We start from the raw sequence: 24,267 nt of genomic DNA on the forward strand, positions 1-24,267 counted from the left end.
ATTCGGTGTACTAATTCTATGTGTTAATGCTGCGTATCGACTCAAGCGCAAATTCAGCATTTCAACTCGTCTGCTGGCTACTGGCACATTATTTCAAGCTTGGTTCAAGGAAACGATTATGCTGCATGACGGGCATTTTACTGCGAATACTGTGCAGTTCGGTTAAGTCGACCTCAGCCTGTACCCAACCTGTACCGGTTTTGAGTTCAGCCAAAATATTCCCCCAAGGACCGACTATCATGCTCTGCCCCCAAGTTTCACGGCTGCCTTCGTTATGCTGTCCCCACTGAGCTGCAGCAAGAATAACGCATTGGGTTTCAATCGCTCTGGCCTGTAGCAATACTTGCCAATGGGATTCCCCCGTCACCTTGGTGAAGGCAGAAGGGACTGTAATAATCTCGGCACCCGCAAGACGCATCGCCCTAAACAAGTCGGGAAAGCGTAAATCATAACAGATGGTTAAGCCAATTTTGCCAAAAGGTGTATCGATAACGCTAATGTGATCACCGGGGCAGAAGGTTTCGCTCTCGCGATATTGTTTTGTACCATCGGCAACATCCACATCAAAAAGGTGCAGTTTATCGTAATGCCCTAAAGTATCACCTTTATCATCAAACAGATAACTGCGACTATAGACACGACCATCCTCAGCCAACGCCGGAATAGTCCCCGCGACCATAAACACCCGATACTTGGCGGCCAGTTCACTTAACGCCAATTTGAGCGGACTCTGATGGACATCACCCGCATAGGCAAGTTGCTGACTTTCGTGGCCACCAAACAATAAACTACATTCGGGTAACACGACTAAGTGGGGCGCATCGGCATCCCGTTTGAGTTCGTTAAGCTGCGATTCGATAAACTGCAGATTGGCGCTGACGTCGCGACTGCTCTGACATTGCAACAGGCTGATGTGCATTCTGCTCTCCCTGAATTTGCTTAATCGGTTCTACTGCTGGCTGATTCTCTGGTGTGGCAGGCGTGTTTGGCGCTTCAGGCGAAGGCGTCGCTTGAGGTTGCTCCCGCTTTAAATCGAGCGCTTTAATTTGATCTGTTGCTGGCTTTAGCTCTTCTGACTTTGATTCTTCAGATCTGGCCTCTTCAGGCTTAACGTCTTGTGGCTCGAGCACTTCTGGTTGTGTTGCTTGAAGCTGTGGCTCAGATTTAGCGTTGCTTGATTTGACTTCAGTTGACTGAGCTTCAGTTAACTTAGTTTCAGTTGGCTTAGCTCCTGTTAATTGAGCCTCGGTCGATTTAGTCTCTACCGGCTGAGTGATATCGGCGTTATGACTCGCGGCTTCGGTCGGCACCGCTGGGCGCTCAACGCCAACCACAGGTAAAATAGATTCTGGAATTTCAATCTCTTTACTCTTTCGCTCTAACTCTTCGACCACGGGCTCAGCCATAGTCCCAGTCACCCGAAAACGAATTTCTGAAATCACTTCAATCACAGGCTCAAGCACTTTTGTCAGGGCAAAGGCCCCCAGACCCAGTGTCCACGCGCTGGTACTGAGCAATACGACAGTCGGCACACTTGAGGCCAATTGTGGCACAAAGCGGATATCGTAATTCAAACTTTCAGTGGTGAGATCCGTATAGCCACGCACCTTCATATTACCCGCGATGGCATCCATTTCAGTGTCTGTGGTTTTCACCACGCCATTATCAATCTGCAGATTGCCATTGAAAGAGTTGAAATACATGCCCTGACCGAAGACATCGGTGAAATCCAGCGACAGTTTACGCACCAGAGAATCTAAACTGAACAGGGAGAAAATCCGCGCGCCCTTGTCACTCACCTGAGATAAGTGGCCTTTGCCTAAGTTGAATTTCACCTTGCCATTTAAGGTTTCGAGGGAGAAGGCATAGGGAGCACCTTGCCAAGATAAGTCCGCATTAACCTTCAAGGGGGCTTCATTAACGCCAGGCTCTATACCCAATTGAGCAGACAGATAACTAAACTGAGTGGCATTTAACTCAACACTGAGATCAGTTTTATTCTGTCCAGCCTGTTGCTGCCAAATGCCACTGCCCTGCAAATTGACATTGGGCGTAGTCAAAGACAATGTTTGAATTTTATATCCTGCCGCTTGTGGGCTCGCCTGCAAAACGAGCTTTCCAAAGGATTTATCGAAGAAACGAAAATCTTCCACATTCACTGCAACTGGCGGCAAGTTAGTGAGCACTTGATCACTGGCAAAATCGGCATCCGTGTTCGGCTTTAACTCAGGTGAAAAATAGAATTTATTCGCCACAACTTTGAGACCTTGAGTTTTCCAATTTGGATAGAAATCGATCCAACCGTCAAATTCGTTGGCAACGGTATTAAAACGCCATCCCGTCTCGTTAGGCTTAGCATTAAGCCTAAGCTCCGTCAGTTCTTGCCCTAAAAGATCGAGCCGACCGATATGAGAATCGATACTCGCCACCGCGGGAAATAAACTTTTATGTGGAATATCATCAACTAAAATGCCCGTTTTCGGTATTTTCTCTTGACCAACAAAGGCATTAATCACAGGTAACCATTCGGCTAATTTGGCCTTACCGAGATCGATTTGAATATGACCTTGTTTCGTATTTCTGGCTTCATCCTCACCAAATAAACGCCCCAATAACAAGTCAAAATAACTAAAATTTGCGCCTTTATCGGCATCGAAACCACCGATAAACTCGGCATGACTGGCAAGTTTGACATCGAGCGTCGCATCATCTTGATCGCCAACAAACTCAGCGACTAAAGGTCGTGGTTCATTTTCGGGTTTAGCAAAGTATCCTGGGAGTAACAGTTGCGTCCCCAGCATATCCGAAGTTACTTTGGCTTGGATTTGATAACCTTGCTCAGTAAATAGCATAGTCATAGCACCGTCCCAACTGATTTTTCCCTGATAAAAATCACTCAAGGGATTGTGCAATTCATCGGGGAGACGGCTGAGCTCCCAACGACTTTTCAGCGAAAGATTAAGGCCAAAATCTTTACCTTTAGGCTGAGTGTCGAAAGTTAAACTGAGCGGTTGTTCGAACAAGCGCGCTTTAATGCCTTTTCCTGTCACAACCTCATTCGCAAAGTCGACTACACCAGTCACGCCATGAAGTTGAAGCCCTGGCTGAGCAATATATACCGGTGTATTATCAAAACGGATTTGACCACGAATATCTTCAGCTTCACCTTCATACAGTGGAATGCTGATGTCTAAAGTGCCAGTAACAGCACCTTGCACTTGCACGACATCTAAGGTTTTGCCTACTGAGCTCGCCAAAGGTGAGGCTTGTAACACCTTAGTCGCCGCACTGCCTTGAGTAGCAAGTTCGGCTTCAATCCTTAGCAGCGTCTGTTCACCAATGGCGGGAATAAATACATGGGCACCTGTGGCATCCACATTCATCAGCTTGCCTTGGTTTAACCAAAGATCCATGCGGGTATTTTCAAACAAAGCGTTAAGGGACAGATCTGTTACCGCAGGCCAGTCGGGTTGAAACTGAAATTTAGCATCTGTTAAGGTAAATGCTGCCTGAAATACGCCGCTATTATCATCGAAGGGAAAACCACTTAACGGACCACGCCAAACAACTTGCGCATCTTGGGTCTGACCCGCTTTAAGCCCAGTATCCAAATACTCGGCCAGTGATTCACCCATCGCCTTATTAGGGAAATACTTGTCGGCATTGGCCACATTGTTGATACGAACATTGGCCGCCAGCGCCATGTGTGCAGCACCGCTAAAGTCCAAATTCAATGCCGCATCAACGCCGATATCTTCGTTTTCAAACTGCAACTGAGGCACATTTAAACTCAGATGTTCAGTATCGAATTGACCATTAATTGGCGCCCCATTGAACACTAATGGCGCCGAAAATTCATCACCAAAATCGAGGGTGTACACTTGTTCAGGTAGAGAGAAATACAGCGTCTTATCTTGCCAGCGCAGGCTTGCATCTATTGGATGAGTATTGGGAATACCCTCGACCTTCTGCCAATGCAACTGCTTCACTTCGGTACTGGCGAGCAAAGGCTGGTCGGCTTTTTGATACAGGCGGATTGGTCCAATACTAGCCTCGGGAGCTAACGCATGCCATTGACGTAATACGGCTCTATCGACTCCAGGAAATAGCGGCAGCAGCGGCAATAGACTCTGAGTATTAACTTGATTCACATAGGCAAATAATTCATCGTTTTGACGCTTCGCGGCCAGCGTTAACGCCGGCCAATGCTCACCATTGGTGACAAAATCCAGTCCTGAACTTTGCACTTCCCAACCTGTCGCCTTTGGCTGCCAAACAATATCGCCCGCTTGAATTTCAAATCTCTGCGGCTCTTGCTTTAATGTCCATTGCAGCCAGCTCGGCTCAAAATGAACCATAGCAGAACTGATGCTGCGGTCGGCAAACGTAAGCCAAGCCTTAAGATTGACAACCCCTTCTAAGGGTAACTTTTGAGTAGAATCATAGGGATTAGGCTGACGTGAAGCCCATTCACCTAAATCCAAAGAGTTAGCCGCCAAATAAATCTGCCCAGTCAAACTGTCGGGATTTGCACCATCGCCCTTGATATCTAACTGTAATCCGAGAGATTCATGCTCAGAGGCATGACTATCAAGATACAACTCTCCCGCACCGCGGTGACGTTCACCATGATTGCGCCAGTTCAAATGACGGATATGGATCGGGCGAAACTCTTGGTGCATGCTCAGCAATTGCACAGTGGCATTGGTTAAGGAGAATCTATCGAGTTGTTTGAGTAACAGGGCATAAAGCCAATCGAGTTGCGGGGCTTTATTAATTGTGGCGGGATCGTTTTCAGTAAGCTTATCCATGTCTAAAGCGACATGGACACCCTCAAAATTGACATCTTCGATTCGCGGGGTGAGTGTGAGCAGCGATTGCCAAAAATCTAACTTCACTTGTACGTTCTTGATCATCAAGGTCACAGGCAGTTGTTCCTGTGGCGGGATCACTAAGTCATCGATGTTAATTGCAGGGCCAAATGCCTGCCAATGGGCGGATAACTCCCCCACTTGCACATCGACTTTATATTCGCTTTTTACGTAATTAACCAGTTGCTGGCGAACTTCATCAACCTGCGGTAATAAGCCACGGATCAAACTGACGGCAAGCGCAAACAAGACCAAAATAAGCGCCAGAAATTGCCAACAAAAACGGCTAAATTTTTTTGCAGTAAAAAGCGTAGCCACTACATCATCACCACATCGTATTTGTGCTGTGAGTACATAGGCTCATTTTGCAAACGGATGCGCTTACCTATGTAAACCTCAAGTTCAGCAATAAGATGATTATCATCGGTATGCAGACTTTGATACACGGCAGGCGAACAATACAACAGGAACTCATCAGCATCGTAGGCACGGTTTAAACGGATTATTTCGCGAAAGACCTCATAGGAAACCGTCTCGACTGTCTTCATGCTCCCCGTGCCATGGCAGGCCGGACATTCGCCGCAGACGACATGCTCTAAACTTTCTCGGGTACGCTTACGGGTCATTTCGACTAGACCTAACCCCGAAAAACCACTCACATTGGTTTTCACCCTATCCTTAGACAAAGCGCTGGTTAAGCTACTAAGAACACGAGCCTTATGATCCGCCGTCATCATGTCGATAAAATCGATAATAATGATGCCGCCGAGATTACGCAGACGTAACTGCCTCGCTATCGCTTGGGTCGCTTCGAGGTTGGTATTAAAAATGGTTTCTTCAAGATTCCTGTGCCCCACAAAGGCGCCGGTATTGATATCCACAGTCGTCATGGCTTCGGTTTGATCTATGATCAAATAGCCACCAGACTTGAGCTCGACTTTACGGCCGAGTGCACGTTGAATTTCGTTCTCCACATCGTAGAGATCAAAAATAGGCGCAGGTCCTGAATAATGCTCAATCTTATCGGCAATCTCTGGCATAAACTCCTGCGCAAAAGACTGCAACTCGGCAAAAGTGCGGCGAGAATCCACTTGAATACGGTCCAGCTCAGTACCGACAAAATCACGCACAATGCGCACAGGTAAGGCTAAATCTTGATACAGGAGCGACACACCACTGCGTTTACGTCGCTCACTCACCTTTGACCAAACTCGGCGTAAAAATGCCGCATCTTGGGATAACTCATCTTCCCCTACGCCTTCGGCGGCGGTGCGGATAATAAAACCACCGTCATCATCAACATAGGGCAAAGTAATTTGTTTGAGGCGACTGCGTTCTTCTTCTAGTTCAATACGCTGGGAAACACCAACATGGCTAGAACCTGGCATAAAGACTAAATAACGGGAAGGCAGCGTGATATCGGTCGTTAGGCGTGCGCCCTTGGTGCCCAGCGGATCTTTAACCACTTGCACCATAATGTCTTGCCCTTGACGGACTAACTCGGCGATATCACGAACAACGAAATGGCCTTTCTCAACATCGGCGACACACTCAGTGTGCGGTACTATGTCGGACGCATGTAAAAAAGCCGCTTTATCTAAGCCAATATCGACAAAGGCGGCTTGCATACCGGGTAACACACGGCTGATTTTACCTTTGTAAATATTCCCCACTAAACCCCGTTTCATCCGGCGTTCAATATGGACTTCTTGCAGCACACCATGCTCAACTAAAGCAACGCGCGCCTCAGATGGAGTTACGTTGATCAGTAATTCTGAACCCATCTTGCGCTGTATTTTATTTGGATTTAAGCGACTGGTATTCACGACTCACCCCATTCGGGAAACTAGATTAATTAATCGAAGTTACAAACTCTCTAAGCATGAAAACCGAATAAAGGAACAAGGTCAACGTCATTGGAGTACTCGATTCAGAGCCCTAAACGCCAATAAGGTTCATTCTAACCTCAAGCCAAAATCGCAATATAAGCAACCAGCAGCAGTTAAATAAAGCCAACTTCGGCTAACAACTCACGCGTTTCAACCAGAGGTAAACCTACAACGCCAGAATAACTGCCTTCAATTGCAGCCACAAAACACCCGCCGAGCCCTTGAATGCCATAACTGCCCGCCTTATCCATGGGCTCTTTTGAAGCCACATAAGCCTCAATGTCAGCTGCCGATAAAGCGCAAAAACGCACTTGTGTTTCGACTAAGCGCACTGAAGTTTTTAAGGTTGAGTCAGACTCGCCTGCTTTGTAGGTCAGTGCCACAGCCGTCATCACAGTATGCGTTCGGCCAGACAGTTTACTGAGCGTTTGCTTAGCATCGGCCACATCCAGCGGTTTACCTAATATTTGATTTTCAAGCACTACGATAGTATCAGAACCTAATACAGCAGGCTGTGACATATCTGCGCATAATGCCAGTCCAGCTTGGGCTTTTTCAGCAGCTAAACGTCGTACATAATCCCTTGGCGCTTCGCCCTGTTGCACAGTTTCATCAATATCCGGTGCCACTTGCGTGAAACTAAACTCAGGACGACCGAATCCAATCTGTGCCAATAATTCTTTGCGACGTGGCGAAGTTGAAGCTAAAACTAAATCCACAGTTAACGAACCTTATAATGACGTCGAACCCGACGTAAAATCCAAAATATCCAAGGCCAGATCACTAATCCTGAAATCGCAGGTAAAAATAGATCCGTTTTGAAAACAGCCTCTTGCATCACAAATTCAACCCAGTAAATCACTAAGTGATAAATACAAATCAGTAGCATGATCACTAACGACTGCTGCCATTGAGGGAAGTTTCGCAAACGCTGGCAATGCAAGATAGCGATATAAATAACCAAAGACATGGCTAAAGAGCGCACACCTAAGGTGGCTCCCAATAAAATATCTAATACTAGGCCTAAAACCCATGCGGTTAAGATGTTGTATCTGTGAGGTAATGCGATAGACCAATAGAGAACAATCATTAATAGCCAGTCTGGACGCCAAGCATCAATAGCACTTGGCAAAGGCATGATCTGGCTGATCACGCCAATAAATAATGTCACCCAAACAATAAAGCGCCCATTGGCGGCCTGAAAACTCATTAATGCACCTCAGCCACAGGAGGAGTGGTTTCCGTTGACGGTTTGGTCGCAGGCGCGGTCACAGGTTTAGAAGCCTCTGCTGGCGTGACACTTCCGCCAGCAGGAACAGCGCTATCTGCTTTTGGTACATTATCGCTCGATGAATGATCCGCAGCAGGCACGGTAGGCTGACTCGGTAAAGTCACACCAGAATCGGGGGATGGCCAAATCAACAATAAATAACGAATACGATCTAAAGCCGCTAAAGGCTGGGCGGTAACTCGAGCGTAACTTTGACCATCTTCAGTCAACACTTCCATTACCCGCGCGACCGGATAACCTTCCGGGAAACGATTCCCTAAACCTGAGGTGACCAGCAAATCGCCGACACGAATGTCGGTACTCTTGGCCACATGGCGCAGCTCTATTTCATCTAACTCACCCGTACCATTGGCAACAAGGCGCACATCATTACGGGTGATACGCACAGGTAATCCGTGTGATACATCGGAGAGCAATAGCACCCTACTGGTCATTTCACTGACTTGTACCACTTGGCCAACAACCCCTTGGGCGTCGACCACAGGCTGCCCAACAAATACACCACTGCGTGAACCATGGTTTAACACCGCATAGTGATGGAAAGGATCGCTAGCAACCTCCAATACTTCAGCCACCATTTTGCGCGAATCAAGGTAGGCTGGTGAGCCCAACAGTGCGCGTAAACGTTCATTTTCTTGGCGTAAGTGTTCGAAACGCTGTAAGCGTTCACTCATCAGCAATTGCTGCCTGAGCAGCTCTTTATTCTGCAACGCTAACATATTGCGGGTGGCAAAACTTTCAGACGACCAGTCAAGCGCAACACCGGGCACGCTCGCTAAGTACTGCAATGGACTAAAAAAAGAGGATAACGATTGCCGTACAGGATCGAGGCGATGATTAGCCACGAGCAAAGCCACCGACAAAATAATTGCCAGTGTCAGACGGAATTGGTTTGAAATACCACGAACAAAAATTGGCTTCATAGGAAAGCTAAGGCGGTGATTAACCGCCCCATACCGAAGTTAAATTAGGTTTCTTCGGAGAACAGATCGCCGCCGTGCATATCAATCATTTCGAGGGCTTTACCACCGCCACGTGCTACGCAGGTCAATGGATCGTCCGCCACCATTACAGGAATTCCGGTTTCTTGCATTAATAAACGGTCTAAATCACGCAATAAAGCGCCGCCGCCAGTTAACACCATACCGCGCTCAGAAATATCTGAAGCTAATTCTGGTGGAGATTGTTCTAACGCCACCATCACAGCACTTACGATGCCAGATAATGGCTCTTGTAAGGCTTCTAAAATTTCATTGCTGTTCAGTGTAAAGCTACGAGGTACACCTTCTGCCAAATTACGGCCGCGGACTTCGATCTCTAGCACTTCATCGCCAGGATAAGCAGTGCCGATAGTGTGCTTGATACGCTCAGCCGTGGCTTCACCAATCAAGCTCCCGTAATTACGGCGGACATAGTTGATAATCGCATCATCAAACTTATCACCGCCGATACGTACCGAAGACGAATACACTACACCATTAAGTGAAATAATCGCGACTTCAGTGGTACCACCACCGATATCCACCACCATAGAGCCGGTCGCTTCAGATACGGGTAAACCCGCACCAATCGCAGCTGCCATTGGTTCTTCAATTAAATACACTTCGCGAGCACCAGCGCCCATGGCTGATTCACGAATAGCACGGCGTTCTACTTGAGTGGCACCAACGGGCACACACACAAGCACGCGTGGACTTGGACGAAAAAAGCTATTGTTGTGCACTTGTTTAATAAAGTGCTGCAACATTTTCTCCGTCACATAAAAATCTGCAATAACACCGTCCTTCATTGGGCGGATAGCTTGGATATTGCCAGGCGTTCTGCCTAGCATTTGTTTAGCTTCTGTGCCGACCGCGGCAACAGATTTCTGACCGGAGCCACTACGCTCACCACGTATAGCAACAACAGAAGGCTCATTGAGGACTATGCCTTCGCCACGAACATAAATTAATGTGTTAGCTGTACCCAAATCGATCGATAGATCATTAGAAAAAATGCCGCGTAGCTTCTTAAACATGTAACTAGCCTGTATTCTGTGGAGTCAGAAGAAAAGAAAAATCAGCTAACTTTATCAATGCCACCCTGATTCCACAAGACCGAGGAGGTTAACAATCGCTAATGAAGTGATTTTTTTTCAAATCGCCACGTAAAAAACAGTATTTAAGCGGAAAATACTGTTTATTGACGAAAATATCAGCAACAAAAAACGAGTGAACATACAATTCAGCAACAAATATAAAACTAAGGCATTGCATTTAGAATCTGTTACAAGCGTTTTCGTCGACTTCCAATAAGTGAAATGGCAGCCCATTTCAAGGGAAAGCCTGAGTTCAATTTAATGAGAGAAATAACTCAGATTAGTTTACCTCACGCCAATAGATTATTTTGTCATGCCCTCGATAACGACCAAAATACGCACTTGCCCGCGGTTCAGTGACCGCTGTTGGCGATACGCCATTCCAATTCCAGTACCATTCTAGCCATGTCGGCACATCCAAGGGCGCCGTCACTTGGCCGCGGTATGGCAACCCACTTGTTGTAACGGCTTGCCAGAGTAACTCAAATTGGCCAGCTTGGAATGTTGCAGTCCCGCCAGAACGCACAACACTTTGTCCCGCCACTAAGTCGGGATCAAAATTGTAACCAAGAGCGGAATGATCAACCTGCGAACCCAAAGCATACACTGCCGTTGTGCAGTTATCGGCAGTATTTAAGGCCCAGCTGCTGCCATTCCAAAATTCGGCCCGTGTCGGCATACGCAGTATTTCCGTCTCAGGACCATAGGTGTTATCCATCACTACACGGCCATGACGAAGGGTTTGAGTGCTGATTTTCTTAGCATTACAGTTAGTGCAAGTACCTGTTGATGCCGCATCCATGTCTGGTGAGGCCACATAGCTGTAAAGCCCATTCGGCCGAGGATCGTTATCCATCAATTGCACGCCAATATCGAGCAGCTCAAAGGGGCCATCCTGATACAGATTCGTCGCCACATTTGGGGTCACCCGACTAAAGTTAGCTTGGTAAGAAGCATCGACCGTCGCCACACCTTGATTCCAACTATCAGCCTTTATAGGTAAGGCACTTAAGCGACTCTGTAAATCAACACCATTATTGTTGTTTTCTCCCACCAGTTTTGCCGTGGCAAGGGAAAATGGCGGGAAATAGTTTTTCGTTATATCCCCCGCGATATTTAAAGCACTGAGCTCCATCGACATAGGGAACAGCTGATCCATATAGCTAAAGCCGCCACAGGCAGGTATGACCGATACGTTACTGATTAAAAATCTATCGGGCACAAAACGGCCAATATTAGCTGAATATCCAATTGGAATATTTAAGCTGCTTGCCGTCCCTAAATAATTTGGGCTAGCCTGCGCTGCAATTTGGAATACTCCAACTTCGCTGATGGTCTGATTGCTGATGGTATTGAGATTATTGGCCTGCGCCGAGTGGCTGTAGGATGCCACGCCTAACGCCCCATCAAGTCCGCCGTTGGCAATGCTTGGCGCAACGACTTTACTGGCAAGCTTCATCTGCGCATCACTAAAGTTAGGCGTGGGTAAGTTGCCCGAACAAAAGTCCGGATCGCCATCTTTTTCCCATGCCATCGCTTGTACTGTCATGCCAAAGGTTTGACCCGCTTTACGATAAACATTACACGTCATATTCGCGTTTGAGCAGCTAGCATTGGCATCTACAGACTTAACACACAATCCCGCTGGTACGCTGACAAATTGGTCTGAACCTGCCATGACTAAGCCCTGTTCATCACCTGTCCCTGTATATTTTGCATCTAGTTGTAATTTACCTGCATCAGGGTAATTGACTGAAATGCTTGCTTGTCCGTTGGTATCAAACAGCAGGTTCACCGCCGTAGGCGAGGCACTCGAGGTGCCAATTACCATATTGTTGATGGTGACGGCTTTAGGCGAGATAGGCGCGCTTGGCGTTTGGTAACTGCTCCAGAAATTCAGCGTTTTGGTCTGGCTTTGGAAGCTTGGGACACACTGCTTCGTCACATCGGATTTTTTCACCGCTTTGACTAACACTTGCTCGGGGCGATTCGCACGCTTATCGGGTACATCGAATACAAAACCACTGTCGGCAAAGGTGAGTGAACAATTGTTTTCACTCAAACCACCATTACCAATACGGCAAAGGGTTTTGCTTAATGGTTTAGTGGTGGGATTAGAGCCCTTCACGCCTAAAGTCACTACACCAGGAGTATTTCGCCTCAGTTGCAGTTGCGCCGTGCCACCGCTAAAGCTCACTTGATTACCGCCAACCCATACGCCATCTGCCGCAGAATCAGGTAATAAGGTTGCGCTAAGAGGTGCAGTAAAGAGTTGACTACAATTGGCATTGGCACAGGCTCTAATCGTTACCGTCTCAGCATTACAGGTCAGACCTTGACCCGTATGATCAAACTCAAAATGATCGATCTGAGCACCAATAGGATTTGATTTTAAAGCACAAATTTGCACGTTATCGATTTCGTGGTTGTTATTTGAGCCCCCCGTTGAGCCCGTTAAAGACAATAAAAAATCACTTGGAATGGCCGCCTGACCATTTTGTGCTGCGGCGTTAAATGCGGGAACTAAAGTCACAAAACCCGAACCTGTATTACGCTCAATTTTCACAATAGATTGATTCGCGGCTTGCGAATCAATTGTGATTTTATACCTGTGCGCAGGCGACACATTATTGCCGTCTACCGCAGGCGATAAGCAACTACCGTTCGTATTAGTAGTGCCATTACTACAAGCGCCGCGTAAATAATTATATCCTGACGTGCCGACACCCGAACCGCGAACCGCAACGGACTGGCGTCGCTGGCCGACATTAGAACTACCGCCTTCACCGGAGAAGTTACCGAACTCATCAATACCAAACCCAAGCCAACCACCCGCGAACCCATTAATACCAGGTTTATAACCGTAACCCAATGGACCGCCAAAGGCGCCAGGCTGCGGCGTTATAGAAGCATCCGATAACACTACCGCAATGCCGTCGGCACCATTGCCACCATAGGCATAGTGATCAAACTGGATCTCCACTAAGTTAGCTTTTCCAGGAAAGAGTCTTTGATAGGTAGATGCCGTAGATTGGTCAGATTTAGCTTCGGTTAAGCGTAATCGACCGCCTTGGATAGAAGGGGTAAATCCTCCACTACTTTTAGAAACAACCCAGTCATTACTCAAAGTGCTTTGGGAGAAATTATCGTTAAAGCATTGTAAAACAGGTGCAGGATTACAATTTGGAACAACATCAATCTTTGCTGCATTATCGTCAAATTTAATACTACTATTGCCACCTAAACTAATATTTCTAGCAGTAATAGCTCCTTCCAAAGAGGAACTCCCCTCTAGCACCGCATTCCCTTCAGCAACAACATAGGATTTAAGATATGCCCCTCCATTGAGAGTGAAATTTGAGTAGCTATAAATGAGAAATTTTTCTGGTTGCCCAACTGTGTTTAAGTTGTAATGCCTATAGTTATTTTTAATAAAAAATGACACGGTACCAGTTGATGGGAATACCAGAGTTACACCGTCATTAATAGATAAATTCTCAATCCAATATTGTCCAGCAGCCAGCTCAATACGGCCCGAAGTAGCAGTAAGCGACTTCATCTTATACACGCCATTATTGCTAACGAACCGAATTGTTTTATCTGAACCTCCATCAAGAACAATATTATTATACTCACCTTCAGTTACATTAATTCGCGTATTATCCCACGTGGGGGGCCCAACATTGTCAGGGCTTGAAGAAGTGCACTGAGAAAAATCAACACGATTAGAAGGTAAAGTTGCAATATAGTCTCCAGAACGACACCAACGATAAGAGTTGTTAGATGTTACACACAAATTGTCAAAGCTGTTTCCTCCTTGAAAATAGTTATAAGTTGGCAAGTCACTATACCAACGACCTGCATTATTAGGGGCATTGTATAAATAAGAACTGTTGAAGGTAATTGAACCGTTTCTATCGTAATTGTTTACACCTTCTATAAAGGTTTTAGTCCAATCTGCTTTTGCCAAATGGGATGTAAATGCCGTGATTAGGAGTAAAAGGATTAATGGGAATTTGGCCATTATTTTGTTAAATACCATTTTTGATAACTTAGTTCCCACGGGCTTCTACCTCAACTTGTCGGCTAACACGGGTCTCGCCGCTTTCACATACCGCTTTACTGTTGATTCGATATTGGGTGGTGGTACCTACCGCATAGGCTTTGCACGTCAAGGTCACAGTGCAGGCATGGAAACCTGTTACATTAGGAGGATTCCAAGTGCTCGTTGCAGGGCAAATGCCAACTGAACCATTTAATGGGAATAATGTTGCCAATGCGGCATCGGCGCCACTGTTCGCAGCGGCGAAGGCTCGCGTGCCCCACACTTCTTGGGTTAATCCAGTATCCCCGTCTTCCACTATATTGATCAGAGCTGACGCCAGTAGAAACATCACAGTGATCACAAATACGCCAATAATCAATGCACTGCCGTGTTGACGCGCAGGCAGAGCGTGAGAGGACGATCTTGATAGTGATGATCTGGATGCTGAGTTACGCCCTACCGAGCGACAATGTGAATTAAGGGACATTGATCACCTGCACTTGATGTCGATATTGGAACGTCTCACCATTTACATTAAACCGCAGTTGTAAATGCACCATAGCATTATTCACTAGGCTAGATGGCGTTAAAATCAGCGGTAAATCAGCACCATTATTTAAAACATTTGCCACACTTTGCGCCATTAGCACGCCCGTGCCCATAGTGGCAGGCATAGCGGCAGGATTTGGCTGAACGGCATTAAAGTTATAACCAGCATAACGCAATAATTGTAATTCATTGCCGCTTGGCCCCTTTTCAAAGCAATAGCTCACTGGACTCGAACCAAAATAGATCCTTTGCCGTGGTGATGCTTCTGCAAAACGTGTTGGCGCAGTAAAAGTCAGCGTCACTTGATGCTCCAAAGGGGAAGGCGCAGTAGCAATCGTTTTAACCTGCGCTCGCTTTTGTCTCGCGCTGCTATACACATCGGCATCAATCAAGGGATAGATCCAAGCGAATTGATTCACACGAATCGCACTCACCGTATTATCTAGAATAACTATCCCAGTGCTCGCGGCAGCAGCAGGCACAATTGGCATGGTTAGATAAGTCGTGCTGGCTTCGATAGGCACAAATTCAATACATTGATAGGTTAGCGAATCGGTATTAACTCGCAGGCTATTAGGCAAGGCACTACGCAACTCACGGGTCACTCGCTCAACAGCAAAACGGCTCTGACTTAGCACTTGATCGACTGAACTCGACTCAACAAAAATCCGCGTACCAAAAATAATAAAACTACTTACCCCGACCACGAGAATCCCCAGAATCAAGATAACAGTGACCATCTCGACCAAGGTAAAACCTAGTGTGGATTTTTTATTAACCGTAGATAAAGGTGAGGCCATCAGTAATTACTCCTCACCATATTGTAAGTAATCACTTCGTTGTCGGGCGTAGTCACATTAATCGTCACTAGCTTAGTATTGGACACTGCGCCATAGGCAACTGTGACGCTTAAGCGATAGTTAGGATAAGCATTTGCATAGGTTTGGGTCGAATTGAGCATAGTCGCGGTTTCATTTAAGCCGTTGTAATCATCCACATCGTTAAAGTTGTTTCGACTCTCACCGAACTCAGGGCCTAATGACGTTGAACAATTACTCCCTAGCGGACTACCACAGGCTGGCGTGCCACCATTGGCATTGGTGTTTTGATCGTAACGTTTACCCCAGATTTCATTCATCACCGAATGTGCAAGCTCAGCACTGCGTACTCTATGTAAGGTACTGGCCGCACGATCAGCTTGGGGGAATAACATGCTGGTTAGCATCACTATTGCAATGCCAATCACCAGCATGCCAATCACTAATTCGATAAGGGTAAAACCCTTCTGTGGTTTGGCTTTTTTGGATGCTTTTACTGATACTTTGCCCAATAGCAACCGAGGATTAATTCGCATAAATATAGCCCTCGGAGGATATATTAATCATCACAGTGTCATTTGCGGTCACGCGAATACAATCACCATTACAGCTTGGAAAAAGTCGGCCATTGATATCGAAATCAAGGGTAAAGTTGCTGCTGTTAGTGCTCACTAGCACTAATTGAGCACCACCTTGAAAAGCTTGGGTATAAAGCGGGTTTGGCGATAATGCGGTACCAGAACAAACCGCCCCATTTCGGGCAGAGAATTGACTCACTTGATAACCAGTGCCAGAGACGGTTACACGAAAACACCTGTCGGTATTATTGAGCGCTTTTTGCTGTACTTGACGCAGCTCGCTAATGAACTCATTGCGCAAGCTATAAGCACTGTAGGAAGACTGAGTAAACAGGCGTGGCAGTACAACCACAGCAAGAATTGAAATCAAGATGATGGTCGTTACTAATTCTACTAAAGTAAATCCGGCCTGTTTTGACATAGAGAATTTAAGCATCACTCGCGTTAATTGCTGATTTCATGTACTAGGTTCAGTTTCTGCCAACGATATGATTAACGCAAATAAATGTCGGAAAACCCTTGGCTGGCTCATTTATTTAACATCATGCAAGAACCGTATTTTATCTAAAAAAAAGGCCTGCTAGGCAGGCCTTCTAATTAAGTAAAACTAACATTTATCGGCAGTAGGTAATGCTGTATATATTGGTTGAGTGCCTTTTACTGTCGGAGCAACATAACTGAATTTACAAGTAGCTGGTGCCCCACGCTGATAGAAAGTGACCCCCCCAGCAGGCGTAGTTGCAGTAGTAGTATCTATAATCCACTCGTTTGTTCCAGTAACAGTCGGAGTTGTACCTACATCAAAAGTGATATCTAATATTGCTTGGATGTCAGCTTGAGTTGCTTTAACGTAACCAAAAACTCCAATAACATCATCAGTACCATCACCGTTTAAGTCAATATTCTTAGTAGTTCCACCATTATTACCCTCCTCTCCTTGAAGAGCTGCTTTTGAATACAACAAAGTGTTACCTCCTTGCAAGGAGGCTTTCAAACCATTTAGAGCAGAAAGACGGGCATCACCTTGCAAATTAATAAACTTAGGCGCGGCGGTAACAGCCAAAATCCCTAAAATAATAATAACAACTACTAATTCAATTAATGTAAAACCACTTTGCTTTTTCATTCTGTAAGACTCCATTAACACGCGGTAGCTACAACTGAATACACAGGTAATGTAGTGCTAGTTGCAGGTGTATATTCTAAACGGCAAGCGTCAGTGTCTTTCTTTCCCTTAGGAACAATAATGAAAGATGTTGCACTCTTATACACGACACCAAAATCATTCACTGTACCTACAGTATCTGTCGCCAATGCATCAAATTTCATATCCAAGGCATTTTCAAGGTTAGTTTTCACAGCAGCAGAACTCGTAGCACTATTGAGATAACCATAATCAGTCGTGACATCAACACCTGTTGCAATAGTTACAGTCTGACCTGTGGCTTTTTCTTTACCAGCTAGAGCAGCCTTTGAATAAATCAGAGTATTCGCACCTTGTAAGGCGGCTTTAACACCCTCAACTGTCGATTTACGTGCATCAGATTGAAGATTGATAAACTTAGGTGCCGCTGTGACAGCAAGAATACCTAAGATGATGATCACTACTACTAATTCTATTAAGGTAAAACCTTGTTGTCTTTTCATTCTTAATTACCTATTCAATAACTTTACAAAAAAGTTGATTAACTTAAGCATGACGCTTTAGTTTCTATGGTACAAATGGCGTTTGGGTGAAGCTTAATACTCTGCCTGTGCCTGGGTTATACACTATTCCCTTAGCACCTACCGTTGTTAAATCAGGGGCAGGAGTGGGTACACCATTCGTTTGATTTAGCACCAGTGAAGCCACTTGGTGATAAACACATAAATCTAAACCTGCGACGACTGCACCAGTAATTGAGTTAGCACTGCCGCCTGCGGCGTTAATAACACGAGCGGTATAACGTTGATTACGTGCATCTTGGTTAAATAATACGTTACGTGGAGCACTCTGCAACACAGTGTTAAACACTTCTTGGCAACTGGCATTTGTCATAGCTGTCGCACTGGTTACTGAAGTTCCCGTTGGATAGCCAAAACGTGTATCGACATTTACTGTGTTACCGTCGAGGATAACACTGCTATTTTGACGCCCATCGACTTCCCACTGAGAACGCACAAAGCTGACTGCAGTCGATAAACCACCCGCAACACCGTCAACACTGGCATCTTCAGCATCATCGGTGACATTTAAGAATCGTGGGATCGCAGTTGCGGCGAGTAAACCCAAAATCACAATCACAATCACAAGTTCGATTAATGAGAACCCTGTTTGCTTAGTTTTCATATATATGTCCCCAGACCTCAGAAATTTTATTCTAACAGTTAAATCAATTTTAAAAAGCCATTGAGTTAACAATATTTTACGGAGCAGTCAAAAAAATGACCCTGCCAGAGTTCAGTTGATAGCCTAAACTATCGCCATTTTTAGACCGATAGTGGCAGCTATTATCCTTAGCCAAATAATCCGCCTCTAGACCTAAATTATCAGTTTCAGCGCCCATTAACTGTTGCCACAAATCTTGGCAGCCTTGATCATTTAGGTGCTTAGGTTGTGGCCATCCTAAATCATTGATATCGACAACACTCGACTCAGTTTCTAGGGAGGGATTATCAAATACCTCCCAGTTCAACTGCAATTGCGCCGGCTTACCCAAAGACAACCACTGGGAACGCACCATCACCAGCACATTTAAAAAACGGGCGTGTTCCACTTCCAATCCACGAGCCGCTATTTGCGGTAGCGTAAAAAAATACTTAGCTCCGATCACCGCCATGATAACCAATACAATTCCAATGGCGATCATACGTCCATAGATACGTAATAGATCGCTTTCAGCCTTTTGCTGAGTCTGCATTTAACCTCAGTCCCACGTATAAGATAGGAAATAAATATTATCCATATCGCTTACTTACCACCTTTGACCACATTGAGCATATCCCACATTGGTAGGTATATCCCCAAGGCCAACACTAAGACAATCACGGCCACAAAACCGATCAAAATTGGCTCCAATTTCGCGGTGAGGTTCTTTAAATCATAGTCTACTTCACCCTCATAGAAATCTGCCGCATCATTGAGTAATTGATCGATTTGCCCCGTTTCTTCCCCCACAGCCACCATTTGCAGCACTAGTGGCGTAAATAACTTGCTCTGATTCGATACCCTCAGCATAGAGTCGCCAGACTCTATGCCACGGCGCATACCGACTATCTTGTCGTGCATGTAGGCATTATCTACCGCGTCGGCCACTAAACTTAAGGCCTGCGTCATCGGTACGCCCGCACTGAGCATCATAGAGAAACTGCGACAATAACGGGCTAACGTCGAACGCTCAATAATCGACCCTACGGCGGGAATGTGTAACTTCCACTTATCCCACTGCTTCTCGCCTTTTTCCGTATGGTGCCAGTAACGAATGCCAATAATAGTGCCAATCAGCGCCACCAACATCAGCGCCCAATAATTCACGAATAGATTTGATGTACCAATCAACACTTTTGTCGCCCACGGCAAGTCGGCGCCAAAGCGAGAAAACATCTCGGCAAACTTAGGGATCACCATGATATTGAGGATCACCATAGCGAGCGCAATCGCAATCAATACAAACATGGGATAACGCATGGCCGATTTAATTCGTCGCCGCGTCTCTTGCTCACGCTCGATATAACCTGAAAGTTGAATGAAGGCATCTTCTAACTTACCCGTGTTCTCCCCCACGTGCACCATAGAAACAAACAAAGAATCAAACACATCGGGATGTTGATTCATGGATGATGACAAGGGTCGCCCTGCGGTGAGCTGCTCAGAAATATCATTAAGCGCATCTTTCATTCGCTGGGAATGCGCCGTTTCAGATAAGCCTGCAATCGCCCGCAAAATAGGAATGCCAGAACGGGTCAAGGAGTACATTTGTCGAGTAAAAATCTGTAATTCTTCTAACGCGACTTTGCCACCAAATAACTTAGTCAGTGAGAACGACTTAGCCACTTTGGCGACTTTGACTTCAAGGGGGATAATGCCACGCGCCAATAGCATGTCAGCAGCGGCACTTTCCGACGCGGCATCCAATTGTCCCGTAACGGATTGACCTTGATCACTGCGTCCACGGTATTGATAAATTGGCATAATTACGCCTCAACGCCTTGTTGGCTAATAATATCCTTCGACAAAGGTATCTGAGATTCACTCACGTCTTCCACCAACTTAGCAACCTCTTCAATCGTCGTCATGCCTTCGCTCAGATATTGCAAAGCAGACTCTGCGAGTGGGGTGAAGTTAGGGCTCTGCAACGCGGCTCTGGCAAAATCCTGCGGATTACCAGTACGCATAGCATCGATCATCTTTTCATCTAGCTCGAGAATTTCAAAAATACCGATCCGACCGCGATAACCACTGCCATTACAACTCTGGCAACCAGTACCGATTCTAAAGTTTGCATGGGTAAAATCTTTGCGGCTCACACTACTTAACCAGGCTTTTTCCTGCGGTGTTGGTTGATACTCTACCCCACAGTTATGGCAGACACGGCGCACTAAACGCTGGGCAATAATCACCCTTAAGGCACTAGCAACTAAATAACTCGCAGCGCCCATATCGAGTAAACGTAGCGCACTGGTGACCGCATCGTTGGTATGCAAGGTCGATAGCACAAAGTGACCCGTTAATGCGCCCCTAAGACCAATCTCCACGGTTTCTTGGTCACGCATTTCCCCCACCATGATGATATCAGGGTCTTGACGCAAGGTGGTGCGTAATACATTTGAAAAGTTTAAGCCAATCTTATGGTTAACTTGTACTTGGTTGATCCGCGGCAATTGATATTCGACCGGATCTTCCACCGTGATGATCTTACGGTCGGCGGTATTGAGCTCGCTCAAAATACCGTACAAGGTGGTCGTTTTGCCGCTACCCGTTGGACCGGTGACCAGTAGCATGCCGTGGGGACGTTTAATCTGTTTACGAATACGCGCCAAAATAGCAGGCGGCATACCGGTTTCGTTTAAGGTCAATAAACCCGCCGATTGATCGAGTAAACGCATCACCACAGATTCGCCGTGGTAAATCGGCATAGTCGACATACGCACATCGATATGATGACCTTTGATTTCCATATGGAAACGACCATCCTGCGGCAAACGTTTCTCGGAAATATCGAGACCCGCCATCAACTTAAGTCGCAATACTAAAGCGGCAGCAATATTAACTTCATTCAGAATCGTTTCATGTAGCTGACCATCGATACGCTGGCGAATACGTAAGGCTTTATCACCGGGTTCGATATGAATATCCGAGGCGCGCATTTGCACCGCATCTTCAAAAATCGACTGCAGCAACTTAACCACTGTGGTTTCATTGTCACTGTCACCCGACGTGAGGCTGGCTAAATCGAACATCTCATCGGCGGCGTATTCTTCTTCGAGCTTACCGGCGATCTGAGCAATTTGGTCTGTACGGCGATATAAGTTATCAAACGCTTGCAGCAGTTGCTGCTCGGGCGCTACCGCTAACTTCAAACGCTTAGGCGCGATAAGCATTTCGAGGTGGTCGAGTGCCTGCAAATCCGCGGGGTCGCTCATTGCAACCAATACGCTATCGCCCCGGTCTTCAACCGCTAAAGCGCGGAAACGTCGTGCTTGCACCTCAGGAATAAGATGCACCACTTCCGCAGGGATAGGCATTTTACTGATATCCAGCAAAGGCACATTCAATTGTTGCGACAAGAACTGCAGTAACTGATGTTCGGTAATCGATTGCAGATCAATGAGGGTTCGGCCCAGTTTTTTGCCCGTATTGCGCTGCTCGGCCAACGCCTGTTGCAACTGCGCTTCAGTAATAATGGTTTCCTGAACTAACAGATCGCCCAAACGCATTTTTAATCTGGGTTTCATTGGCTATCTCCTAGCTGAGTCAAACGTTGTTCAATAAAGGCACTCGCCTGCGCCGATAAGCCTCTATGGCCTAAAGCAGTCCGATAGGCTTGGCGTGCTTGGGGAAATTGCTGCTGCGAATCGAGCGCATAGGCCAGCCCCATCCACCATTTAGCCTGTTGAGGTTCTTGTTGCAATAATTGTCTATAGGCTTGTTCTGACAACGAAAACTGTCCTAGCTTTTGCGCCAAATCCGATTGTGCCATCCACTTTTGTCTCGCCAGCGAATGCGTGTCAGGTATGTTGGCTAACGTCACTAATGCGAGATCAGCCTGACCAGAGGCTTGCTGAACCCGAGCAAGCAATAAGGCAAAGTCTAACTGCTGTGGGAATAACAGCATGCCTTGCTGTAGCACTTCACTGGCTTTGGCTAATTGACCTTGCCCATAATGCAGCGCAGCTAACTGCTTGCGCGCTTCATGCATACTGGGATCAAAGCCTAATGTTTGCTCATAATAACTAATGGCATCTTTGAGTTTGCCATCCCTTTCAGCCTCACTCGCTAAGGTGAACCGCTTCTGCGCCAGCTGCTTTGAGGTCAACTTCACCTCAGTAATCGCCATTTGCCCTTGGGGCGTGAGTCGATTAGTGCCTGCATCTGCTTTAACTTCTTGTACTTTAAGCTCATTGCTCGCGTTAAGTTCATTATCGGCGGCAACACTGGCACGTTCTGACATCATTAATGCAGAGGGTGCGGCAGCAGTGACCTCGGCGCTTCGCACACTCGATGTCACACGATTTGACTGTGAATGGCTTGGCTCGCTTGACGTATCGACTAGGTCATCTGCGAGTGCTGAGCTCTCATCTTGTTGCCGTTGTGACTCTTGTTCAACATCATGTTCTGATTCAAATTCTTGCGGCTGATTAAGTACAACGTCGTCGACACTGGGTTCAAGCTCTTCATTCTTAGTCGTAAACTCCTGCGTAGTCGCAACTTTAAGCGGTTCTTCGACGACTTCGACGCTTGCTGAAGGCTGTCTCGAGGTAATCTTGTCTACCTGCACAGGCTCGATTTGAGTCTGAGTAGATTCATTTTGCCCATTTGTTTGAGCCGAAATAGTCGCTTCAGCAGGCTTTGCCATGAAAAGTTGCCAGCCATAAACCAGAGCGCCACCGAGTAGCAATGACACACCACAGAGCAGCAGCCCGTTAAACGGAGTCCGCCTGCGAGCTAAATATTGCACCTGCGGTTGAGTTACGTTACTGAGTTCATGCCCCTGCTGACGCTTGTCGAGATCCTGCAGCATCTTGTTGATCACGCTCATACAACACCCCTGAAAAAGTGTTGTAATCCCAAGCCGAAAGCCACTGTCATCAAAGTGAAAAAAGGCAACCATTTCCACGATAATAATCGGCGAACACTTGCATCTTCGGTGTCTTGAATTGCGGCTTTAACGTGGGAGGTTTGCACACGAGTAGCGCCTTCGCCGAAACTCAATAACAAGGCTTTATGGGCAAGAATATTGATCAATCTGGGGATCCCTCGGGACGCATAAGCTATCTGACGTGTTTCCCGTGATGTAAAGAGTGGTTCGCCCGCACGCCCAGCGATAGCTAATCGGTGGCGAAGATAAGCGTCGGTTTCATCCCATGTTAGTGGGCGAAGGTTGTAGCTAAAAGTAATACGCTGTCTTAATTGCCTAAATTCTTGGCGTTTAAGCCTGTCATCGAGCTCGGGTTGCCCAAATAACACTACCTGTAATAATTTGCGTGTCTCGGTTTCCAGATTAGTGAATAACCGCAGCGCCTCAAGACTGTCGTCCGGCAATGCCTGCGCTTCATCGAGTACCAATACGATGGCGTGCCCGTGGGCGCTCAAGGCTAAAAGCTGCTGTTGAATAAGTCCAGTGAGTTGCTGCTGGTCGATATTGCTGGTGTATTTAAGGCCCAGCTCACTCGCTACCGCCCAGCGTAATTCAGCAGGAGTGAGATAAGGATTAGGCAAATATGCGCAATGAAACTGGCTCGGCAATTCGTTGATAAGCTTGCGGCAAATCAACGTTTTACCAGTCCCCACTTCCCCTGTCACCTTGATAAAGCCTTCGCCCGTTTGCAGCGCGGTTTGCAAGACTTGCAAGGCTTCCACATGTGGCGACAGGCCGAAAAAAAATCCGGTATTAGGTGTCAGTGAAAATGGAGGTTGGCTTAGGCCAAAATGCTTCTGATACATAGAAGC

The 24,267-nt window shown here is 46.4% G+C and carries 20 protein-coding genes; all 20 read right to left on the minus strand.

Annotated elements, in window-relative coordinates:
- Positions 1–88 precede the first annotated feature (88 nt).
- Positions 89–919 (minus strand): carbon-nitrogen hydrolase family protein, encoded by an 831-nt coding sequence (locus tag HQQ92_RS17380; protein WP_173247154.1) that lies wholly within the window; start codon positions 917–919, stop codon positions 89–91.
- Positions 843–5,189: a YhdP family protein gene (locus HQQ92_RS17385; RefSeq protein WP_173247156.1), complete on the minus strand. Its 4,347-nt coding sequence runs from the start codon at positions 5,187–5,189 to the stop codon at positions 843–845. Before HQQ92_RS17385 ends, HQQ92_RS17380 begins: the two co-directional genes overlap by 77 nt.
- Complete coding sequence (gene rng / locus HQQ92_RS17390; RefSeq protein ID WP_168825804.1) at positions 5,189–6,655, minus strand: ribonuclease G; 1,467 nt, start codon at positions 6,653–6,655, stop codon at positions 5,189–5,191. The genes HQQ92_RS17385 and rng overlap by 1 nt, the downstream gene beginning before the upstream one ends.
- A 218-nt stretch (positions 6,656–6,873) precedes the next feature.
- Complete coding sequence (locus HQQ92_RS17395; protein ID WP_173247158.1) at positions 6,874–7,479, minus strand: nucleoside triphosphate pyrophosphatase; 606 nt, start codon at positions 7,477–7,479, stop codon at positions 6,874–6,876.
- Positions 7,480–7,481: 2 nt separating this feature from the next.
- Complete coding sequence (gene mreD, locus HQQ92_RS17400) at positions 7,482–7,970, minus strand: rod shape-determining protein MreD (protein ID WP_173247160.1); 489 nt, start codon at positions 7,968–7,970, stop codon at positions 7,482–7,484.
- Positions 7,970–8,974, minus strand: coding sequence for a rod shape-determining protein MreC (mreC, locus tag HQQ92_RS17405; protein WP_173247163.1), 1,005 nt, complete (start codon positions 8,972–8,974; stop codon positions 7,970–7,972). Before mreC ends, mreD begins: the two co-directional genes overlap by 1 nt.
- A gap of 44 nt (positions 8,975–9,018) precedes the next feature.
- Entirely contained in the window at positions 9,019–10,068 is a 1,050-nt protein-coding gene (locus tag HQQ92_RS17410; protein WP_105251284.1) for a rod shape-determining protein, read from the minus strand.
- 340 nt (positions 10,069–10,408) lie between these two features.
- Entirely contained in the window at positions 10,409–14,152 is a 3,744-nt protein-coding gene (locus HQQ92_RS17415) for a DUF6701 domain-containing protein (protein WP_173248706.1), read from the minus strand.
- Positions 14,153–14,180: 28 nt separating this feature from the next.
- On the minus strand, positions 14,181–14,660 hold the full coding sequence (locus HQQ92_RS17420; protein ID WP_173247166.1) for an MSHA biogenesis protein MshP: 480 nt from the start codon (positions 14,658–14,660) through the stop codon (positions 14,181–14,183).
- Positions 14,650–15,522 carry a PilW family protein gene (locus HQQ92_RS17425; RefSeq protein ID WP_173247169.1) on the minus strand — a complete coding sequence of 291 codons (873 nt, stop codon included), beginning with the start codon at positions 15,520–15,522 and terminating at the stop codon, positions 14,650–14,652. Before HQQ92_RS17425 ends, HQQ92_RS17420 begins: the two co-directional genes overlap by 11 nt.
- A complete protein-coding gene (locus HQQ92_RS17430; protein WP_173247172.1) occupies positions 15,522–16,076 on the minus strand; it encodes a type II secretion system protein in 555 nt (184 codons plus the stop codon). Before HQQ92_RS17430 ends, HQQ92_RS17425 begins: the two co-directional genes overlap by 1 nt.
- Positions 16,066–16,554: a type II secretion system protein gene (locus HQQ92_RS17435; protein ID WP_173248708.1), complete on the minus strand. Its 489-nt coding sequence runs from the start codon at positions 16,552–16,554 to the stop codon at positions 16,066–16,068. The genes HQQ92_RS17430 and HQQ92_RS17435 overlap by 11 nt, the downstream gene beginning before the upstream one ends.
- A 171-nt stretch (positions 16,555–16,725) precedes the next feature.
- Positions 16,726–17,244, minus strand: a complete 519-nt coding sequence (locus HQQ92_RS17440) for a Tfp pilus assembly protein FimT/FimU (RefSeq protein ID WP_113940082.1) — start codon at positions 17,242–17,244, stop codon at positions 16,726–16,728.
- A 14-nt stretch (positions 17,245–17,258) separates the two neighbouring features.
- On the minus strand, positions 17,259–17,765 hold the full coding sequence (locus HQQ92_RS17445) for a type II secretion system protein (RefSeq protein ID WP_113940083.1): 507 nt from the start codon (positions 17,763–17,765) through the stop codon (positions 17,259–17,261).
- Positions 17,766–17,829: 64 nt separating this feature from the next.
- Positions 17,830–18,447 (minus strand): prepilin-type N-terminal cleavage/methylation domain-containing protein, encoded by a 618-nt coding sequence (locus HQQ92_RS17450; protein ID WP_105251278.1) that lies wholly within the window; start codon positions 18,445–18,447, stop codon positions 17,830–17,832.
- Positions 18,448–18,523: 76 nt separating this feature from the next.
- Positions 18,524–19,018: an MSHA biogenesis protein MshF gene (locus HQQ92_RS17455; RefSeq protein WP_173247175.1), complete on the minus strand. Its 495-nt coding sequence runs from the start codon at positions 19,016–19,018 to the stop codon at positions 18,524–18,526.
- A gap of 50 nt (positions 19,019–19,068) precedes the next feature.
- Positions 19,069–20,289, minus strand: a complete 1,221-nt coding sequence (locus HQQ92_RS17460; protein WP_173247178.1) for a type II secretion system F family protein — start codon at positions 20,287–20,289, stop codon at positions 19,069–19,071.
- A 2-nt stretch (positions 20,290–20,291) separates the two neighbouring features.
- Positions 20,292–22,052, minus strand: coding sequence for a GspE/PulE family protein (locus tag HQQ92_RS17465; RefSeq protein ID WP_173247182.1), 1,761 nt, complete (start codon positions 22,050–22,052; stop codon positions 20,292–20,294).
- Positions 22,049–23,356, minus strand: coding sequence for a lipopolysaccharide assembly protein LapB (locus HQQ92_RS17470; protein ID WP_173247186.1), 1,308 nt, complete (start codon positions 23,354–23,356; stop codon positions 22,049–22,051). Before HQQ92_RS17470 ends, HQQ92_RS17465 begins: the two co-directional genes overlap by 4 nt.
- Positions 23,353–24,261, minus strand: coding sequence for an ExeA family protein (locus HQQ92_RS17475; protein WP_105251273.1), 909 nt, complete (start codon positions 24,259–24,261; stop codon positions 23,353–23,355). The genes HQQ92_RS17470 and HQQ92_RS17475 overlap by 4 nt, the downstream gene beginning before the upstream one ends.
- Positions 24,262–24,267 lie beyond the last annotated feature (6 nt).

It is taken from the genome of Shewanella sp. DC2-4 (assembly GCF_013248875.1).
In the GTDB taxonomy this organism is placed as follows: Bacteria; Pseudomonadota; Gammaproteobacteria; order Enterobacterales; family Shewanellaceae; genus Shewanella; species Shewanella oncorhynchi.

Bases quoted from the DNA above. Each gene is read 5' to 3' on its own strand.
- mreC (WP_173247163.1), bottom strand. From the start codon at position 8,974: ATGAAGCCAATTTTTGTTCGTGGTATTTCAAACCAATTCCGTCTGACA.
- mreD (WP_173247160.1), bottom strand. From the start codon at position 7,970: ATGAGTTTTCAGGCCGCCAATGGGCGCTTTATTGTTTGGGTGACATTA.
- HQQ92_RS17450 (WP_105251278.1), bottom strand. From the start codon at position 18,447: ATGAAAACTAAGCAAACAGGGTTCTCATTAATCGAACTTGTGATTGTG.
- HQQ92_RS17475 (WP_105251273.1), bottom strand. From the start codon at position 24,261: ATGTATCAGAAGCATTTTGGCCTAAGCCAACCTCCATTTTCACTGACA.
- HQQ92_RS17415 (WP_173248706.1), bottom strand. From the start codon at position 14,152: ATGGCCAAATTCCCATTAATCCTTTTACTCCTAATCACGGCATTTACA.
- HQQ92_RS17430 (WP_173247172.1), bottom strand. From the start codon at position 16,076: ATGCGAATTAATCCTCGGTTGCTATTGGGCAAAGTATCAGTAAAAGCA.
- HQQ92_RS17465 (WP_173247182.1), bottom strand. From the start codon at position 22,052: ATGAAACCCAGATTAAAAATGCGTTTGGGCGATCTGTTAGTTCAGGAA.
- HQQ92_RS17410 (WP_105251284.1), bottom strand. From the start codon at position 10,068: ATGTTTAAGAAGCTACGCGGCATTTTTTCTAATGATCTATCGATCGAT.
- HQQ92_RS17380 (WP_173247154.1), bottom strand. From the start codon at position 919: ATGCACATCAGCCTGTTGCAATGTCAGAGCAGTCGCGACGTCAGCGCC.
- HQQ92_RS17470 (WP_173247186.1), bottom strand. From the start codon at position 23,356: ATGAGCGTGATCAACAAGATGCTGCAGGATCTCGACAAGCGTCAGCAG.
- HQQ92_RS17420 (WP_173247166.1), bottom strand. From the start codon at position 14,660: ATGTCCCTTAATTCACATTGTCGCTCGGTAGGGCGTAACTCAGCATCC.
- HQQ92_RS17455 (WP_173247175.1), bottom strand. From the start codon at position 19,018: ATGCAGACTCAGCAAAAGGCTGAAAGCGATCTATTACGTATCTATGGA.
- HQQ92_RS17435 (WP_173248708.1), bottom strand. From the start codon at position 16,554: ATGCTTAAATTCTCTATGTCAAAACAGGCCGGATTTACTTTAGTAGAA.
- HQQ92_RS17460 (WP_173247178.1), bottom strand. From the start codon at position 20,289: ATGCCAATTTATCAATACCGTGGACGCAGTGATCAAGGTCAATCCGTT.
- HQQ92_RS17440 (WP_113940082.1), bottom strand. From the start codon at position 17,244: ATGAAAAAGCAAAGTGGTTTTACATTAATTGAATTAGTAGTTGTTATT.
- rng (WP_168825804.1), bottom strand. From the start codon at position 6,655: ATGGGTTCAGAATTACTGATCAACGTAACTCCATCTGAGGCGCGCGTT.
- HQQ92_RS17445 (WP_113940083.1), bottom strand. From the start codon at position 17,765: ATGAAAAGACAACAAGGTTTTACCTTAATAGAATTAGTAGTAGTGATC.
- HQQ92_RS17425 (WP_173247169.1), bottom strand. From the start codon at position 15,522: ATGGCCTCACCTTTATCTACGGTTAATAAAAAATCCACACTAGGTTTT.